Here is an 18418-nt window from a genome sequence, read left to right as displayed (position 1 = left end):
AGGAGACACGCATGAAACACCTGATCGACGCCGGCCTGGTGCAAGACCAGAACGCCAAACTGGAAGCCAATCTGCAGGCTGACTACGACGCCCTGGGCGGCGTGCTGTCGCGCCGCGGCCTGGACATCGACAAACTGACCGCACTGGCCCAGACCTTCGAAGTGGCGGTCCCGAGCTGGGGCGCAGGCACCGGCGGTACGCGCTTCGCGCGCTTCCCGGGCCGCGGCGAGCCGCGCAACGTGGTCGAGAAGCTGGAAGACTGCGGCGTGATCAACCAGCTGACCCGCGCCACCCCGGCCGTGTCGCTGCACTTCCCGTGGGACAAGCCGAGCGACGCGTCCGAACTGCGCGGCGTCGCCGAAGAACTGGGCCTGGGCTTCGACGCCGTCAACTCGAACACCTTCCAGGACCAGCTCGGCCAGGAACACACCTATAAATACGGCAGCCTGACCGCCAACAACGCCCAGGCACGCGCCCAGGCAGTGGCCCACAACATCGAATGCATCGAGCTGGGCCAGGCGCTCGGTTCCAAGGCGCTGACCGTCTGGGTCGGCGACGGCGCCAACTTCCCGGGCCAGAGCAACCTGCGCGGCGCGCTGGAACGCTACCTGGACAGCATGCGCGAGATCTACGCCGCGCTGCCCGAGGACTGGAACATCTTCATCGAGCACAAGCTGTTCGAACCGGCCTTCTACGCCACCACCATCGCCGACTGGGGCACGAGTTTCGCCTGCGCCACCACCCTGGGCCCGAAGGCCAAGTGCCTGGTCGACCTGGGCCACCACGCACCGAACACCAACATCGAGATGATCGTGGCGCGCCTGGCGCAGTTCGGCAAGCTCGGCGGCTTCCACTTCAACGACAGCAAGTACGGCGACGACGACCTGGATTCGGGCTCGATCAATCCGTTCCAGCTGTTCCTGGTCTTTAACGAGCTGGCCGACGCCGCTCTGCGCGAAGGTCCGGGCTTCAAGCCGGCCTACATGCTGGACCAGTCGCACAACGTGACCGATCCGATCGAAAGCCTGATGAGCAGCGCCGTCGAAGTGCAGCGTTCCTTCGTGCAGTCGGCCCTGGTCGACCGCGCCGAACTGGCTTCGCTGCAGGAGCAGAACGACGTGCTGCAGGCCGCCCAGTGCCTGAAGCGCGCCTTCCGCACCGACGTCGGCCCGATCCTGGCCATGGCGCGCGTGCGCGCCGGTGGCGCCGCCGACCCGGTGGCGGCCTACCGCGCCAGCGGCTACCGCGACCGCGTCGCCAGCGCCCGTCCGGCCAAGGCCGGCGCAAGCAGCAGCGGCATCGTCTGATCCTGAAGACATGAGCACCACGACGCGCGCATTCCGGATGAAACTCAAGCCGGGCAACGAGGAAGAATATCGCCGCCGCCACGACGAGATCTGGCCGGACCTGGCCGCGCTGCTGAAGGGGGCAGGGATCCACGATTATTCGATCTTCCTGGACGAAGAGACGCTGGACCTGTTCGCGGTCATGAAGCTGCATCCGGGGCACCAACTCGGGCCGCTGCCGGAACATCCGGTGATGAAGCGCTGGTGGGATTACATGGCGGACTTGATGGAAGTCGAGCCGGGGAACCGGCCGAAGGAGTGGCCGTTGAAGCAGGTGTTTCACCTGGCCTGATTGCTTCTATACCGTAGCGTGGGCGGCTTTGCCGCCCACGCGTTCAACCAGTTGAAGAATAGCCGCGCAGGCTGCAGCACGGTGATTTGAACGCGTGGGCGGGAGACCCGCCCACCCTACGTTTATCTGGCCTTGTCGAGCAACCCACGCATCTTCAACCATTCCTCCGCCCGCCGCGGCCAGCTCGACGCCGTCCCCAGCCCATCCCGCATCCCCATCCCGTGCGACCCCTGCTCGAACAAGTACATCTCCGCCGGCACCTTGTGGCGCGTGAGCGCCTGGTACAACAGGATGCTGTTCTCAACCGGCACCGCCTGGTCGGCCTGGGTGTGGATCAGCAGCGTGGGAGGCGTCTGCGGCGTCACCTGGCGCTCGGGCGACATCAAGGCCAGGTCCGCCGCGGACGGCGAAGCCCCCAGCAGCGCCTTGCGCGAGCCGGCGTGCATCGCGGGGCCTTCCATTGCGATCACCGGGTACATCAGCATCAGGAAGTCGGGCCGCGCGCTCAGTTTGTCGAGCTCCGCACCGGTGCGCCCGAGCGGATGCTCGTACAGGGTGCCGGCGGTGGCCGCCAGGTGCCCGCCGGCCGAGCTGCCCATCACGCCGATGCGGTCCGGCTGCACCTTGAAGCGCGCCGCCTGCGAGCGCACCAGGCGCACCGCGCGCAGCACGTCGCGCAGCGGCGCCGGGTGGCCGAATTCCTGCTGGCGGTAGGTCAGGACAAAGCTGGCGATGCCCAGGGTGCCGAGCCAATGCGCGTACTGCTCGCCCTCGCGCCGGGTCGACTGGCGCACGTAGCCGCCGCCAGGGCAGATGATCACGGCGGTGCCGTTCGGCCGGTCCACCGCCGCCGGGTAGACGGTCAAGCTCGGCTCGGTGATGTTGGTGGTGCGGCCATCCTCGTCCACCTTGTTGGGCCCGAGCTCCGGTTTGGCGTCGGGCACGCCTTCGGGCCACAAGGGCAGCACCAGCGGTCCCGCCGACGTGGCGGCGTCCGCGGCGGGCAAGGCTCCAAACGTCGTGAGCGCGAGGCCGGCAGCCAGCTGCGTCATCGTGCGTCTCCTGTTTTCATTCATGGAATATCCTCTTATGGTAAAGCTAACTGAACTTTGCAGTATCTTTGCATCCGTCGCCCTGCTGGCCGGCTGTGCCAGCCAGGGCGTGCGTCCCTTCGACAATGCGGGTGAGCTGGAGCTGGTGAGCGCCCCGGGCATCGACCCGTCGACCGTCTGGTCACGCGGCGCCGATGGCGTCGTCAAGGTGAGCGGCAAGCCGGCCGGCTACATCGCCACTCGCGCCAGCTATGTCAACTACCGCATGCACGTCGAATGGCGCTGGCCGGGTAAACCTGGCAACGCCGGCGTGCTGCTGCACGTGGCGTCCGGCCCGAAAGATGGCGCCTGGCCGCTCAGCCTGCAAGTGCAGACCAAGCACGGATTCGCCGGCGACATCCTGCCGATGGCCGGCGCCGGCTTCGCTGAGCCGCTCACGACGGCGCCGGGCGCCTACCCGGCCATCAAGGGGCATACGGGACCGGACAGCGAACGGTTGGTGGGCGAATGGAACAGCGCCGACATCCTGGCGCGCGATGGCGTGATCGAGGTGAGCGTCAACGGCGTGCCGCAGAACCGCGTCAGTGCGGTGAAGCCGGCAGCCGGCCGGATCGGCTTCCAGCTCGAGGGCGTGCCCTACGAGCTGCGCAACATCACGATCACGCCGATCGACTGATCACTTTCGCTTCAGCCAGGCGTCGGGAACGGGCACCACGACGATGTTCATCGAGCGGCCGTCTTCCGACAGCATGGCCGACTGGATCTGGATCTTGGTGCCGTCCGCGCTGAAGGTCGGGTGCGGGTGGTCGGCCGCGGTGGTCTTGTGGCCGGTGGTGAGCATCATCATCTCGCGGGTCTTGCGGTCGATCAGGTAGACGCTGCGGCTGAAGTCGTCGCCGACGGCGAAGCGGCCGTCGCTGGAACCGTGCACGTGCCACAGGCCACTGCCGGAAGGGGTCTGTCCAACGATTTGCATCTGCCGGGTCCGCAAATTGACGATCGCCAGGCCGGTTGGCTTCTCGCGGGTGCCGGTCTGGCCCCAGCCGTCGTCCTGGCCCGGGTTGGCGCCGCCGACGTCGGTGGCGGGACCTTCCACGGCCTTGGCCGCGCCCGGAATCGGACGGTGGCCCATGATCGCCATCGCCACTTCATCCTTCGAGATCACCGCCTCGTGCGTCACCCATTCGTAAGAAGCCTCCGGGTACAGCGGGCGCAGGCCGCTGCCGTCCGCCATCACGGTCCAGGTGCGCTGCGGCGACTTGCCGCCGGTCTCCCAGCAGAACACGATCTCGCCCGGGTTGTACAGGTTGGCCTGGATGTGGCCGACCTGGAAGGGCACCGAGACCACGTGCTTGACTTCGCCGGTCTTGACGTTCAGGCGCGCGATGCCCTGCGGGCCGGCACCCATCTTGCGCGGGCCGAAGGCCGGCTCGATCTTGGTGCCGGGCGCCAGGTGCTTGGCGGCCTGGCCCGGACCGACCTTGAAGTAGACCCATTCCTCGTCCGCGTCCAGGGCGAGGTCGCCGCCGGCTTCCAGTTCCGGCGGCAGGTTGGCGGTCACGCGCTGGTAGCTGCTGGCCGGCTGCATGCGGCCGGCGGCGCTGTCGGCGAAGACGCGCGCCAGGTCGGTCTCGACGATCTGCAGGATCTTGTCGTTGTCCGGCGCCTTGCGCATGTAGTACAGCTTCATCGACTTCTGCGCGAGATTGAGCATGCCGGTGTAGCCGCCCTCGGTCACCTGCACCAGGTCGCCGGTGGCCTCGTTTACGGCCACCGCTTCGCTGCCGGCCAGGCGCGATCGGAACACCAGCCACTTGCCGTCCGAGGTCCATTGCGGGTGGGTCGGGTAGATCTTCGAGTCGCCGTGCGGCTTGCTGGTCAGGAAGGTGAGCATGGTGCCGGTCACCGGGTCCTTGACGACTTTGCGCTCGGACGGGAAGCGCTTGCCGATCTGGGCGGACGCGTCGAGGCTCAGCGTGAGCGCGGCGGAAAGGCAGAGGAGGGTGGCTAAGCGGGATGGCATGGTGGGGTCTCCATATTGTGATGTTGTCCGCTCATTCTCCCAGCAGGAGTTGCTCAGATCTAATCATTCTGGTGATTCTTTCTGCGTCTTTACTGCCGGGTTGAGCGGTGGCGCATAGAATCAAGGGAAAGCTATAACACATGGAGACCCGTCGATGTCATACCTAGACGCCTTGATTCGCGCCGGCGCGATCCTATTGCTGGCCTGTGGAATCGCACAAGCGCAGACCCCGGCACCGGCCGTCAATACCGACCCGGCGCGCGCCCAGGTCAAGCTGCCCGAGCCGGCCAACCCTGCGCTGCCTTCGATCATCCTGATCGGCGATTCCACCGTGCGCAACGGCCATGACGACGGCCAGGGCAAGGGCGCGGAGGGGCAGTGGGGATGGGGCAATCCGCTCGCCGCCTACTTTGATCCGGCCAAGGTCAACGTGGTGAACCGCGCGGTCGGCGGCCTGTCCAGCCGCACCTACGTCACCTCGGGCCACTGGGAGCGCACGCTGGCCTTCGTGAAGCCGGGCGACATCGTCCTCATGCAGTTCGGCCACAACGACGCCTCGGCGATCAACGACGACAAGCGCGCCCGCGGCAGCATCCGCGGCATCGGCAGCGAGTCCCAGGAGATCGACAACATCCTGACCGGCAAGCGCGAAACCGTGTACAGCTACGGCGGCTACCTGCGCAAATACATCGCCGAAATCCGCGCCAGGGGCGCCACGCCGGTGGTGGTGTCGCTCATTCCGCGCAAGGCCTGGGTGGAAGAAGGACCGGATGCCGGCAAGGTCCGCCGCAACAAGGGCGACTACGCCGGCTGGGCCGAGCAGGTCGCCCGCATGGAAAAGGTCGGCTTCATCGACCTGAACGAGCTGGCGGCGCGCCGCTACGACGAGATGGGCCGCGAGGGCGTGATGAAGATGTTCCCGACCACCGTGCCGGACGAGCGCATCCACACCAACTGGGCCGGCGCGGCGCTCAATGCCCAGCTGGTCGTCGGCGGCCTGAAGGCGCTGGGCGATCCGCGCACGGCGAGCTTCCTCAAGCCGGTCGAAGACGTGCGCCCGGTGGTCGACGCGCGCACCGTGCGCGAAGAAGCGCCGCTGGATGCCAAGTTGCCGACCCTGTTCCTGGTGGGTGACTCCACCGTGAAGAGCGGCGGCCAGAACGGCGCCATCGGCTGGGGCGAGCGCATCGCCCAGTACTTCGATACCCGGAAGATCAATGTGGTCAACGCCGCCATCGGTGGGCGCAGCAGCCGCACCTTCTTCACCGAAGGGCGCTGGGACCGCGTGCTCGGCCAGATGAAGCAGGGCGACATGGTGGTCATCCAGTTCGGCCACAACGACGGCGGCCGCATTGGCGACCCGGCCAACAAGAACCGCGCCTCGGCGCCCGGCATCGGCCCGGAGACGGTCGAGGATACCCGTCCAGACGGGATTAAGGAGCAGGTGCACAGCTTCGGCTGGTACACCGCCAGGTACATCGCGGACGCGAAAGCGAAGGGCGTGACCGTCGTCATCGCCTCGCCCATCCCGCACCGCGACAAGTGGCAGCAGGAGCGCGATTTCACCAACTTCGCCGATTGGGGCCGCCAGGTTGCCCAGGCAGGCGGCGCGCACTTCATGGACCTGACCATGCTGGTCACCGACGGCTACCACAAGATCGGCGCCGAGCGCGTCGACACCTTCTTTTCGGACGCGCGCACCCACACCAATGCCGCCGGCGCCGAATTTAACGCGCAGCGCGTCGTCGCCGGCCTGAAGGCGCTGCCGGGCAATCCGCTGCGTCAGTATTTCTCCGACAAGGCAACGGGCATCCAGTGATGAAGGCATTGTTCGCGACCTTGCTGCTCGCCGCGGGCAGCGCGCAGGCGGCCTGTGAGAGTTGGGGCGAGAAGGGCGCTTTGCTCCATCAGGACAATTTTGACGGTTCGCTGGAGGGCTACGTCAGCGAATATGTGCGCAAGCCGGTCAACTTCATCGGCAACCGCGACGGCCGCCTGGTCATCGATGTCGACTCGGGCGCCACCGTCTGGCTCGACAAGCCGCTATCCGGCGACATCCTGATCGCCTACACGCGCCGCGTCGTAATGGCGGGCGGCCCGAACGACCGCCTGTCCGACCTGAACCACTTCTGGATGGCGCGCGACCCGGCCAACAAGAACCTGTTCACCCGCTCGGGCAAGTTCGAGGACTACGACGACCTCGACATGTATTATGCCGGCGTCGGCGGCAACCACAACGAGACCACCCGCCTGCGCCGCTACGCCGGCGGCCAGCGCGTGATGGTCGCCGAGCGCCTCGGCGCGGACTGGATGCTCCAGCCCAACCGCGACTACCGGGTCGAGATCGCGGTCTACCGCGGCTGCACCCGGATGCTGCTCGACGGCCGCGAAGTATTTTCCTATCGCGACCCTCACCCGTTCACCCAGGGCTACATGGGATTTCGCACCACCTGGTCGCGCCACACCATCGATAACCTGACGATTCACCAGCTGAAATAAAAAGGAGACACCCAAGATGACCACCCCCATGCCGCGCCGTGCACTGATCGGCCTGCTCGTTGCGAGCCTGTTCCCGGCCATGAGCGCCATTGCCCAGGACGCGCCGGCGGCCCAGGAAAAAGGCCCGGCCGCGGCCGATGCGATGCTGCACGCCCTGGACGTCAAGTACCCGACCCGCTACCAGCCGATGGAAGCGGGCGAGGTCAAGGCCGTGCTCGACCGCGTGTTCGCCTACCTGGACCGCACGACGCCGGCTGAGCTGATCCACAAGGGCGACAATTCGCCGATCACCGACCTGAGCAAGGCCGAGCCGGACGCTGTCTTGAGGCCGGGCGACTTCCGCCTGACCAGCTACGAATGGGGCGTCACCTACCTGGGCATGCTGGCCGCCGGCCAGGCCACCGGCGACCAGCGCTATACCGACTACACCCAGAAGCGCCACGCGCTGCTGTCGCAGCTGACCAGGACCTACCTGCCGGTGGTGCAGGCCGACCGCGCCAACTCGATGGCGCCGATCAAGAGCTTCCTGAACCCGCACGCGCTGGACGACGCCGGCGCCCTGTGCCACAGCTTCCTGAAAGCCCAGGTGGGCGGTTCGAAGGTCGACTACAGCCAGATGGTCGGCATCTGCGGCGACTTCGTCACCAAGCACGAGTACCGCCTGAAGGACGGCATCCTGGCGCGCGGCGGACCGGACGGCAAGGGCGGCCGCAAGATGCGTCCGCTGCCGGACACGATCTGGCTGGACGACATGTTCATGGGCGTGCCGACCATGGCCTACCTGGGCAAGGTCACGGGCAACCGCAAGCACTACGACGACGCCGTCAACCAGGTGCTGCAGTTCTCGAAGCGCATGTTCAACCCGAAGCTGGGCATCTACATGCACGGCTACGTCGAAGGCATGCGCGACCATCCGGAGCTGCGCTGGGCGCGCGCCAACGGCTGGGCGGTGATGGCCATGGTCGAGGTGCTGGAAGTGCTGCCGAAGGACCACAAGGGCTACAACCAGGTGCTGGCGCAGCTGCGCGCCCACATCAAGGGCCTGGCCGGCTACCAGACCAAGGAAGGCTTCTGGCACCAGCTGATCGACCGCAACGACACCTACCAGGAGACCTCGGCCACCGCGATCTACACCTACGCCATCGCACGCGCGGTCAACCGCGGCTACGTCGATGCGCAGATGTACGGTCCGATGGCGAACCTGGCCTGGAACGCGGTGGCCAGCAAGGTCACGACCGCCGGCCAGATCGAGGGCATCTGCGTGGGTACCGGCATGGCCTTCGACCCGGCCTTCTACGCCTATCGTCCGACCAGCGTGAAGGCGGCGCACGGCTACGGCCCGACGCTGCTGGCCGGCGCCGAGATCATCGAGATGAACAAGAAGTACAAGTTCGGCTTGAATGACAGCGGCCTGATGTTCCAGGGCGCGCGCTGACCGATGTGATGGCCGGGTCCGACCCGGCCTGCTGAAAAACTCGGGGGGTGATCGGCGTTGCCGGTCACCCCCCGTGTCGTTTATGGTTTCGCGGCCCTGATCCTGTCAACCAAGCTGGCCGGCACCGCGAATGCCGTCCCATGCCGCACCCGCTGCTTGGTGCCGGCGCCCGGGAAGCGCAGCTTCGCCGTCACGTCCTCCCAGTTCACCATGTCGCGCGTGCGCAGTGCGCCGTAGTACCCGGCCGTATAGGCGTCGTAGTACACGATCACCTCGTCGCCCACCTGCAGCACGCTCGGCCCCTCGCTCCACAGCCCGGACGGCGTGATCGGCGCACCCAGCGCACCGAACGGTCCCTCGAAGCTGGACGCCTGCGCCACCCGCAGGTGCTTCATCGGCGGATAACGGGTCTCGTCCTTCACCAGCAGCCAATCCTTGCCGAAAGCGTGCGCCAGCGTGGCGTCGATCACCGAGAAGCCCGGGTCGTAATACAGGCGCGTCGGCGTGAAGCTGACGAAATCCTCCGTCGTGGTGGCATAGATGCGGTGGTTGTACTTTTCCTCGCTCTTGCCCTCGGTTTCCGGGAAGCGCCCCGGGACCGTGGACGACCACAGGATCAGGTAGTGGCCCTGTTTCGCGTCGTAGAAGAGCTCGGGCGCCCAGGCGTTCAACGCGGTCGGCTCGTGGCCCATCACCGGGATCTCGCGCTGGGGTGACCAGTTCAGCAGGTCGGGCGAGGAGGCGTAGCCGATGCCGCGGTCGTTCCAGCCGCTGGTCCAGACCATGTGGTACAGGCCGTCCGGCCCGCGCACCAGGCTCGGGTCGCGCATCAGTTTCGCGCCGCCCACGGTGGGCGTGAGGAAGCTGGCGCCGCCGTGCAAGGCTTCCCACTGGTAGCCATCAGTACTGGCGGCCAGGTGCAGGCCGTCGGCGCCGTTGCCGATGAAGTAGGCGAACAGGTAGGCCTGCTTTTCCCCGCTGCGCAGCAGCGGCGCGCAGCCGGCCAGCAGGGCGGCGCCGGCGATCGCGCCGAGGGCGGCGCGGCGCTTCATCGGGCACTCCCGGTGCTGGAGACGCGCACCTCGCGGTTGCTCTCGTCGCCGGCCGGTCGCTCGGCCTTGCGGCCCGGGCTGGGCGGCACGGCGAAGGCGCTGACCGGGTCGGGACGGGCCGGGTCGAAGGCGAAATCGTCGACCACGTGGCTGGCCACCGGCAGTTTCGCCTGGCGCATGCCGAGCACGATGGCCTTGGCCAGCACGTAGCTGCCGTAGTTGTTGTGGTGGGTATTGTCGAGGCGGTCCGGTGCGGGCAGGGCGAAAGCGGCCTTCGAGCCCTCGACGCCGAGCGCTGCATACATGGTCTGGCTCATCGCATGCAGGTCGATGAAGGGCACGTTCAGTTCCCGAGCCGACTGGCGCGCCGCTTCGGCGTAGTCGGTCAGGGTGAGCTGGATTTTCCCCGCCGGGTCGAAGCGGCGCCGTTCCATCGACGAGACGATGACCGGCAGCCCGCCCCGGGCGCGCACCATCTCGACGTGGGTCTTGATCTCGGCCTTGTAGGTGGTGAAGGGGCCGCCCTTGCCGGAGGCGATCTGCTTCTGGTCGTTGTGCCCGTACTGCATCAGGAGCGTGTCGCCCGGCTTCATCTGGCTCAGGATCTTGTCGAGGCGGCGCTTGGACAGCGAATCGCGGTAGGTCTCGCCCGACTGCGCATAGTTGGCCACCGCCACCGAGGGCTTCAAGAAGCGCGGCAGCATCTGGCCCCAGCTGTTGTAAGGCTCGCCCGGCTGGTCGCTGACGGTGGAGTCGCCCAGCAGGAACAGGGTCGGCACCTGTACCGGCGTGATCTCCACGGTCCGCACCGCCGGGCGGGCGCCGTTGAATTCCAGGGTCAGGCGCTGGTCCCAGGCCCAGGCTTCGCTGACGGTCTCGCGCGGGACGTTGAGCTTGACTTCGCCCGGCGCAACGCCGTTCGCCGCAGGGATCTGCGGAGTGCGCACGTTCACGATGAAGCTGCGCTCGAGCTTCTGGCCGGGTGCGGCCTGCACGTTCTCGAGCGCCAGGCGGCGCAGTTCGGACTTGATGGTGGTGGTAGACGGCTGGGTGTCATCGCCCAGGGTGACCGTCACGCGGTAACTCCCTTCCGGGAGGTCGACCGAAAAATAGCTGCCCTGGGCCGCGCCCGGCTCGAAGCCGTAACCGCGGCCGGCGTCGTAGGTGGTGCTGGTGCTTACCGGGGTGTAGCCGGCCGGGGCCGCGCTCCCGAAGGCGAAGCGCTTCGCCTGGTCCGCCCGGGGCTGGGAAGCGCAGCCCGCCAGCAGGAGGGCGCCGATGGCGGCGCCAAGGATGGTCAATCGCATGTTCGTCCTTTCAAGACGCCGGCAGGGCGTCGCCCACCAGTGCCAGGTTCTGGATCGCGGCCAGGCCCCACTGGGCGGTCTCGTTGGTGGTCACCCATGGCACCTCGTTCACCGGCTTGAGCACGGCCGGACCGGCCACGCGCCGCGGCGCGAAGGGCGGATACGGCCGGTTGGCGCCGGCGAATTCTTTCCAGGCGCGCCGCGCCAGCTCGGGATCCTTGCGCTTCCAGGCCGCGTAGGCCGTCATGCGCGAGTTGCCCTGGTAGATGGCGTCGGTGCCGCCATGGGTCTTGCCCAGCCTGCGGCGCTGTTCCTCGGCGGGCGCGTTGTACAGTTCGCAGTACTCGATCCAGGCCTTCTCGAAAGCCTTGTCGCCGGTGAGGTTGATCAGTTCGTCGAAGATCTCGATGGCGCCGAACACCGCGTTCAGGTGCGAAGCCTTGACATCGGTGCCGATCATATTGTGCAGGCGCCCGGTTTCCAGCTCGTAGCCCATGCGCTCGGCATTGAAGAAGCCATGCGGCATGGCGGCGATGTCGCGCATGCCGGTCAGGATGCGGTCGCGGTACTTCGTGCTGCCGCTGCGTTCCCATTCGGTGAGCCAGTTGGCCACCAGCGAGGCCCAGTCGGTGCCGAAGCTCGCCCGCACCGGGAACTGTCCCTTGGGCGGCTGGTTCGGGAGTTTGCGCACCGGGTCGACCGCCTCCAGGCGCTGGTCGGCGTCGAGCGTCTCGCGCATGACGTCGCCGATGCGTTCGTCGGCCGTCAGGAAATAGTACATGCGGCGGTAGACGGCGGTGCTGATGCGTACCTGCTTGGCGCTGCAGCCCCAGTGCTGGACGTTGTGGCGCGTGCCCAGTCCGGCGAAGCGGCCCAGGTGATAGGTATCGACGTCGCTGGTGTGGCGCACCATGGCTTCGCCGATGCGGAAGATGTCGGCGCGGCCGGTACGCAGGAAGGAATACCACAGCCACAGGTCGGGCGAGAGTTCCGAGTTGGCCCAGGCATAGCCGCCGACGTCGTAGCGCCACTCGTGGCGGTCAAGATCGTAGGTATGGCGGAAGTCGCCGTGGTCCCAGAAGCCATACCAGCGGCGCTGCTCGACTTCGTTGCGGTAGAAATCGAAGTGGGCATCCAGCCGGTCCTCGATATTCGCCTTTGCGGGCGTGGAGCGGTCGGGCAGGGACCACATGTTGCCGAACACGCGGGTGGCGAGAATGTGGGCGGGCGCCGCCACCAGCTGTGGCGGCGTCTGGACATGGGCCGCCATCTGCACCAGGCGCTCGCGCGCCGGCGTCGCGCCAAGGGCCCACAGGGTCAGCTCGCTGCTGCGCGCGACGCCGACCGGGGTGCCGAAGCCTTTTTCGTAGTCCTCGTAGGTGATGTCGAGGGCCTGCAGTTCTTCGGCGTGGGTGTCCATGCCCATGCCGTCGTGGTAGAAGCGCAGGTCCATGGCCGGCGCGTCGGGCGACCACATCCAGAGCGTGACCTGGGCCGCGTCGGTATGGGCATTACGGATGTCGAGCTGGGTCGGGTGGCGCTGCCAGAAGTCGCGCATGCCGAAGGCGACGCCGCCGGAGGCGCCGCCGATGTAGCCCAGGCCCGGCGCACGCCGGCCCCAGGCCGCGTCGATCCAGCCATGGCCGGCCTTGGTGCGCTTGCGGATCCGGAAGCTGTCGGCGGACAGTTGCGACAGGCTGTAGTCGCCCCAGGCCGGCACGTACTGCATGTTCTTGCGCACGCGCTCGGCGATCTCGGAGACTGCCACGCCCTGGCCCGCCAGCTGGGCCTTGCGCACCGCTTCGCCCGGGTCGCGCCGCAGGCCGGTGAGATTGCGCACGCCTTCGGCCCACAGGCCGCCGCTGTTATCCTGCAATTCGCCGCCGAAGCGCACGTGGCGGTTGTGCTCTTCGTCCGTCAGCGGCACGTCGAAGCGCAGGCCGATCCCGCGCACGAAGTCTTTCTGCTCGTCGCCGTCGAAGACGAAGGTGTGCATGATGCGCACCGACTCGGCGCCGGCGTAGAGGTACAGGCGCACGGTGAAGGGCAGCCAGGCGCGGCTGCTCTTGAGGTCGCGGTGCATGCCTTCGAGTTTGACCACGCTGCGCACCGGGCCGCGCTGCTCGAGCGTGACCTTGGCGAGCTGGCTTTCGTAGGCAGTCTGGCGCGTGCTGCCGTCCGGCTGGTCGTCGCTCAGCGCCACCAGCTTGCCGGCGCGCGCGATCTCGGTCTTGCCGCGCCGGATGCTGCGGATGATGTCGGCGCCCTGGCGCGGCACGACGCATTCGATGACGCCGGTGTCGATCATGATGGTGTCCGGAGATTCCTTGACGGCCAGCGCCTGGGCGGGCAGGCGCGCCTTGCCGGGCTTGAGCTGCAGGCGTCCCGGCATCGCGCCCTGCGCGGGCAGGGCGTGGGCGGTCCATTTCAGGGAACCATCCGGCCAGTAGGCGAGCGGCCAGCTCTGGCAGGCCAGTTCGCCGCCAGGGCTGGACAGGGCAAAGGCCTGGTCCTTGCGCAGGGCGCCGCGTGGCCAGGGCACGCCGAAGGTGGTGCCGGTCATGAGCGAGGGCGCGCCTTCCAGCCAGGACAGGTCTGCGATGGTCGGGGAGGACGGCGCGGTGGGTGCGGCGACGGCGTCGACCGCGCGCATGCCGAAGGGCAGCGCGGCGGCCAGTGCGCCGGTCTTGAAGAAGCTCCGGCGGGACAGCGGGGCCATGCTCAATTCCCTTTGGCGAGGGTGATTGCAACCGGCGCACGCAGGCGCGCCGCCTCCTCTGCCACGTGGCGCTGCCAGTCGGCCTGGGTGGCGAAGGGGCTGCCGCGGGTCCAGGCGGCGCCCACGTGGTAGCTCAGCGGTTGGCCGGAGCTGACCGGCGCGATCACCAGGCCGTTGCGTTCGTCGGCGGCAAAGCCGGAGGCGCTCGGCACGATCACCGCGACGCCGAAGTCGCCGAAGCTGCGCTGGGTGACCCATTGCACCAGGCTGCCGTCCTTCTTGTTCTCGCTGAAGTCGACCTTGACTTCCTGGCCCTTGTCGCTCGGGCGCTTGTTCAGGCCCACGGCCGCGTTCAGGCTGGCCGGGCCCGTGAAAGTGAAGGTGCTGTCGATGCGGTCGAAGTAGCGGCCGGCGTCGACGGTGAAGCGCTTGACTTCCGAGACCTTGGTGCCCTGGGCATCCCAGCCGTCGTAGTGCAGCTCGAACACGGTGCGTACCGGGCCGTTGGCCAGGATCTTCCAGGTCTTGTAGTTGGTGCCGACAAACAGCTTTTGACCGTCCCAGATGCCGGTGCCGCCCGCGCCGCGGGTCGGGCCGACGTTGTACATGTCGATGCCTTCGCCTTCGTCGACGTGGTAGTGATCGTGGCCGATGTTGTACCAGCGGTCGACGATGGGGTAGGGCACGCGCTTGAACCAGATGTCCATGCCGCTCGTGACCAGCACCTCCTTGTCGCTGCCGACGGGTGCCGGAGCGGCGAGGGCCGGGCCATAGGTGCGGTGGGCCAGCTTGTCGTTCTCCCAGGCGAAGTCGTCGAGGCGTTCCTGCACGAAGCGCGCGTAGGTCTTGGCCGGGAAGGGCGGTACGGTGGCGCCGGCCTTCTCGATGGTGACCGTGGTGCGCTTCTCGCCGGCCTTGAACGCGACCTGGAACAACAGCTCGCCGTAGCCGGCGCCGATCATCTTCGGGTCCTTGCCGGTGGGAGCGATATTGGTGACCTGGTAGGGCAGCACGCGTCCCGCGGCGTCCTTGACCACCAGTTGCTGGTTCAGGGCCTGCGGCAGGGCCTCGTTGACCTTGGTCCAGGGGATGGCAATGGTCTCGGCCGGGCGGGCGATGTCCAGCGTGTGGCTGACGGTGACGGTGAGGCGTTCGGCAGCGTTGGCGCCGGTGGCGAACAGGGCTGCAAGGGCGATGGCGGACAGGGCGAAGCGAGTAGTCATGTCGGAATGCGCTTATCGAGATGGGTGACTTATTTGGACGAATGCGGCGGCGGGGTCATGCCTTCGCCGAGGAAGAAGCTGGGATGGGGCGGCTGGTTGTAGCCGGCGTTCTGGGCCGCCACCTGCACCCGGTACTGGGCGTCATGCATCAGGGTCGGCAGGCGGTGCGTGGTCGGCACGGTGGTGCTGAACACCAGCAGGGCGTCGTCCGTATTGCTGCGCCAGACGACTTCCTCGCGCCAGTCGCCGAACAGGTCGGCAGAGATGACCGGGTTGGCCTTGGTGCTGTTGTTGGACGCGGCGCGCAGCGGCGCGGCGTCCAGCAGCAGGTCGAGGCGCTGGGCCTGCGGGTTCCACTTCTCGATCCTGGTGCCGTCGAGCGATTCGCGCAGCAGGTCGCCGTCCCACCAGAGGCCGAAGTTGTAGGCGCGCGGGCGCACCGCCGAGATCTGCTGGCCCTTGGCGTTGTACAGGCCGCCGGCCGGATTGGTGATGCCGCCGATCGCGGCCCAGCATTCGTTGCCCGGATGGGCCGCGTCGATGTCCATGCAGATGCCGCGGCCGACGTCGATGGTGCTCGGGATGCCCCACAGGACCTTGCCGGTGGCGGCATCGCGCATGGCGGCGCCGTTGCCGCGGTAGCACTTGGGCGATTCGTGCACCATGAAGACCTGCAGGCCCGGCAGGCTCGGGTCGTGCTTGGTGACGTGGAGGGCATCGCCGTGGCACAGGTTCGACGAGTACATCAGCTTGCCGCTGCTGGCGATGGTGGCGGCGCCGTAGACGATGTCGTCGCGGCCGTCACCGTCGGCGTCGGCCACCGCCATCCAGTGCGCGCCTTGGCCGGCGGCCTCGCCGTTGCCGGGCGTGTCGCTGTCGAATACCCAGCGCTGCGTCAGCTTGCCGTCGCGCCAGTCCCAGGCCGCCAGCACGGCGCGCGTGTAGTAGCCGCGCGCGAACACCGCGCTCGGCTGCTTGCCGTCGAGGTAGGCCACGCCGCCGAGGAAGCGGTCGACCCGGTTACCGCGGTTGTCGCCCCAGGACGCACCAATGCCGCCGCGCGCCGGCGTATAGCCGGTGGTGGCCAGCGCGGCGCCGCTGCGGCCGTCGAACACGGTCAGGAATTCCGGACCATCCAGGATGAAGCCGTTCTTGTTGCGGTAGTCGGCCTTGGCGTCGCCGATGACCTTGCCCTGGCCGTCGACGCTGCCGTCGGCGGTCTTCATCATCACCTCGGCGCGGCCGTCGCCGTCGAAGTCGTAGGCGAGGAAGGTGGTGTAGTGGGCGCCGGCGCGGATGTTCCTGCCCAGGTCGATGCGCCACATGAAGCTGCCGTCGAGGCGGTAGGCGTCGATATAGGTCGAGCCGGTGTGGCCGCTGTGCGAATTGTCCTTAGCATTGGTCGGCTGCCACTTGACCAGCAGTTCGTAGCGGCCGTCGCCATCGAGGTCGGCCGCCGAGCCGTCGTTCACCTGGTAGCTGTAGGCCACACCGTCCGGCGTGACGCCATCCTGCGGCTTGCGCAGGGGGATGCTCAGGAAAGGCTGCTGCCAGGCGGCGACCGGCTTGGCGTCCTCGCCGGCTTCGGCATTGCCGTGCACGCCCCGCACGCTGTAGCTCGCCCCTGGAGCGGCGCCCTTGTCGACGAAGTTGGTGGCGGCCAGCGGCGCATCGTTGAGGCGCTTGCCGTCGCGGTAGAGGTTGAAGCTGGTGGCCGCGTCTTCCTGGCCAAGCAGGCGCCAGCTGACGAAGTTGCCGTCCTGGGTGTGGATCGCGACCACGCCGCGGTCGAGTCGTTCGAGCTGCTTGCCGGCGAGCTGGGTGAGGGCGGGCGCCGTGCTCGTGGTCGCGCAAGCGGTGCAGGCAAGGGCCAGCATGCCGAGGGCGATGCTGCGCTTGCTGGTGTCGTTACAGGTCTTGGGTGCCATGGTGTCCGGGGTTGGGCGTCGAGGGTAGCTCATCCGAGTATTGGATGCCATGCCGACAGTGTCAACAATCGGGGGGGGGCGGCGGGACATTTAATCAGTCGCTTGAGCGGATCCTGCGCCGTGTGAATACAGCGCGAGCGCTCCCTTGCGCTCAAGGCGCTGATCGAAGCAGGGCTTGAGCAGAGCGGGATATGGACGCTCATGCGCATGCCAGCGTAGACTGTGCGGATTCGTTCTCTACCAGCCAGACCATGATCATCTCGTCCGCCACCGATTTCCGAGAGGCCGCACGCCGCCGGCTGCCGCCTTTCCTGTTCCATTATCTCGATGGCGGCGCCGGCGCCGAGCAGACGCTGCGCAGCAATGTCGACGACCTGCAGGCGGTGAAGCTGCGCCAGCGCGTGCTGCGTGGCTCCGAGCAGCTGGACCTGGGCGTGCAGTATTTCGGCCAGGATTACGGCCTGCCGATCGCGCTGGCGCCGGTCGGCCTGACCGGCATGTATGCGCGCCGCGGCGAAGTGCAGGCGGTGCGCGCGGCCTGCAAACGCAACATCCCCTTCATCCAGTCCACCGTCTCGGTATGCCCGCTGGCGGAAGTGGCGGCCCAGGCCTCGAATCCGATCTGGTTCCAGCTCTACGTCCTGAAGGATCGCGGCTTCATGCGCGACGTGATGCGCCGTGCCTGGGAGCTTGGGGCCACCAACCTGGTGTTCACGGTCGACATGCCGGTGCCGGGCGCGCGCTACCGCGACGCCCACAGCGGCATGAGCGGCCCCAACGGCCCGCTGCGGCGTGTACTGCAGGCGATGACGCATCCGCGCTGGGCCCTCGACGTGGGCGTGTTCGGGCGTCCGCACGATCTCGGAAACATTTCGGCCTACCGCGGCAGCGCGACCGGGCTGGCCGACTACATCGGCTGGCTGGGGGCGAACTTCGATCCTGGCATCAGTTGGCCCGACCTGCAGTGGATTCGCGACGAGTGGAAGGGCAAGTTCATCGTCAAGGGCATCCTCGACCCGGAAGACGCGCGCGATGCGGTCGCCTTCGGGGCCGACGGCATCGTCGTGTCGAACCACGGCGGGCGCCAGCTGGACGGGGCGCCGTCCTCGGCCCAGGCGCTGCCGGCAATCGCGGCGGAAGTGAAGGGCAAGCTGGCGATCTTCGCCGATGGCGGCGTGCGTACCGGGACCGACGTGTTCCGGATGCTGGCGCTGGGTGCGGATGGGGTGCTGATCGGGCGGGCGTTTGTCTATGCGCTGGCGACGCAGGGGCAGGCGGGCGTGGAGCGGCTGCTGGCGATCATGGAGAAGGACTTGCGGACCAATATGGTGCTGACCGGGGTGCAGAAGGTAGCCGAGATCGGGCCGCACTTGCTGGCGAAGTGAGGTTGAGCGGGGCAGGGCTGCGCGATCATTGATGCGCGGCGTTTGCATCGCGGCGATCGGCCGTGGCGATGGCAGCTACGTCCGCTATCGACCCATCGCGTATCCAAGTCAGCTTGTGGTTCATCGTGGGAACTGTTGAGCCGAACTTGATGGGCTG

General features: G+C 67.6%; 14 protein-coding genes. 7 read left to right on the top strand and 7 right to left on the bottom strand.

Annotated features, from left to right (window positions below):
* Positions 1-11: 11 nt before the first annotated feature.
* Positions 12-1307, top strand: a complete 1296-nt coding sequence (gene rhaI / locus FG94_RS11140) for an L-rhamnose catabolism isomerase (RefSeq protein ID WP_036211216.1) — start codon at positions 12-14, stop codon at positions 1305-1307.
* Between the two features lie 10 nt (positions 1308-1317).
* On the top strand, positions 1318-1638 hold the full coding sequence (locus FG94_RS11135) for an L-rhamnose mutarotase (protein WP_036211213.1): 321 nt from the start codon (positions 1318-1320) through the stop codon (positions 1636-1638).
* Positions 1639-1760: 122 nt separating this feature from the next.
* On the opposite strand, the gene FG94_RS11130 is transcribed toward FG94_RS11135, so the two are convergent.
* Positions 1761-2690, bottom strand: coding sequence for an alpha/beta hydrolase (locus tag FG94_RS11130; protein WP_229445920.1), 930 nt, complete (start codon positions 2688-2690; stop codon positions 1761-1763).
* Between the two features lie 37 nt (positions 2691-2727).
* On the opposite strand from FG94_RS11130, the gene FG94_RS11125 reads away from it, so the two are divergent.
* Positions 2728-3366, top strand: a complete 639-nt coding sequence (locus FG94_RS11125; RefSeq protein WP_051996480.1) for a DUF1080 domain-containing protein — start codon at positions 2728-2730, stop codon at positions 3364-3366.
* Here the strand turns inward: FG94_RS11125 and FG94_RS11120 are convergent, their stop codons facing one another.
* Positions 3367-4713 (bottom strand): hypothetical protein, encoded by a 1347-nt coding sequence (locus tag FG94_RS11120; protein ID WP_036211210.1) that lies wholly within the window; start codon positions 4711-4713, stop codon positions 3367-3369.
* 154 nt (positions 4714-4867) lie between these two features.
* On the opposite strand from FG94_RS11120, the gene FG94_RS11115 reads away from it, so the two are divergent.
* Genes FG94_RS11115 through FG94_RS11105 form a run of 3 tightly spaced genes read left to right on the top strand, consistent with a single transcriptional unit; the run spans position 4868 to position 8647 of the window.
* The gene (locus tag FG94_RS11115; RefSeq protein ID WP_036211207.1) at positions 4868-6532 is read left to right on the top strand and encodes a rhamnogalacturonan acetylesterase; all 1665 of its coding nucleotides are present in this window, start codon (positions 4868-4870) and stop codon (positions 6530-6532) included.
* Positions 6532-7212 carry a DUF6250 domain-containing protein gene (locus tag FG94_RS11110; RefSeq protein WP_051996478.1) on the top strand — a complete coding sequence of 227 codons (681 nt, stop codon included), beginning with the start codon at positions 6532-6534 and terminating at the stop codon, positions 7210-7212. The genes FG94_RS11115 and FG94_RS11110 overlap by 1 nt, the downstream gene beginning before the upstream one ends.
* A gap of 16 nt (positions 7213-7228) precedes the next feature.
* A complete protein-coding gene (locus FG94_RS11105) occupies positions 7229-8647 on the top strand; it encodes a glycoside hydrolase family 105 protein (protein WP_036211204.1) in 1419 nt (472 codons plus the stop codon).
* Between the two features lie 80 nt (positions 8648-8727).
* Here FG94_RS11105 and FG94_RS11100 read toward each other — a convergent pair whose 3' ends face one another.
* From FG94_RS11100 to FG94_RS11080, 5 genes are read right to left on the bottom strand one after another with little or no spacing between them, the layout of a single operon-like run.
* Positions 8728-9699 (bottom strand): glycoside hydrolase family 43 protein, encoded by a 972-nt coding sequence (locus FG94_RS11100; protein ID WP_036211201.1) that lies wholly within the window; start codon positions 9697-9699, stop codon positions 8728-8730.
* Positions 9696-11006: a GDSL-type esterase/lipase family protein gene (locus FG94_RS11095; RefSeq protein WP_036211198.1), complete on the bottom strand. Its 1311-nt coding sequence runs from the start codon at positions 11004-11006 to the stop codon at positions 9696-9698. Before FG94_RS11095 ends, FG94_RS11100 begins: the two co-directional genes overlap by 4 nt.
* Before the next feature lie 10 nt (positions 11007-11016).
* Complete coding sequence (locus FG94_RS11090) at positions 11017-13725, bottom strand: hypothetical protein (protein ID WP_036211195.1); 2709 nt, start codon at positions 13723-13725, stop codon at positions 11017-11019.
* A 2-nt stretch (positions 13726-13727) separates the two neighbouring features.
* Entirely contained in the window at positions 13728-14948 is a 1221-nt protein-coding gene (locus FG94_RS11085; protein WP_036211192.1) for a DUF4861 family protein, read from the bottom strand.
* A gap of 29 nt (positions 14949-14977) precedes the next feature.
* On the bottom strand, positions 14978-16876 hold the full coding sequence (locus FG94_RS11080) for a rhamnogalacturonan lyase (RefSeq protein ID WP_081925925.1): 1899 nt from the start codon (positions 16874-16876) through the stop codon (positions 14978-14980).
* 251 nt (positions 16877-17127) lie between these two features.
* Between FG94_RS11080 and lldD the strand changes: the two genes are divergently transcribed.
* A complete protein-coding gene (gene lldD / locus FG94_RS11075) occupies positions 17128-18261 on the top strand; it encodes an FMN-dependent L-lactate dehydrogenase LldD (protein WP_036211189.1) in 1134 nt (377 codons plus the stop codon).
* Positions 18262-18418: the final 157 nt, after the last annotated feature.

The sequence above is a fragment of the Massilia sp. LC238 genome (genome assembly GCF_000735635.1).
GTDB classification, from domain to species: Bacteria; Pseudomonadota; Gammaproteobacteria; order Burkholderiales; family Burkholderiaceae_D; genus Telluria; species Telluria varians.
This window is presented reverse-complemented; position numbering and strand designations above follow the sequence as displayed.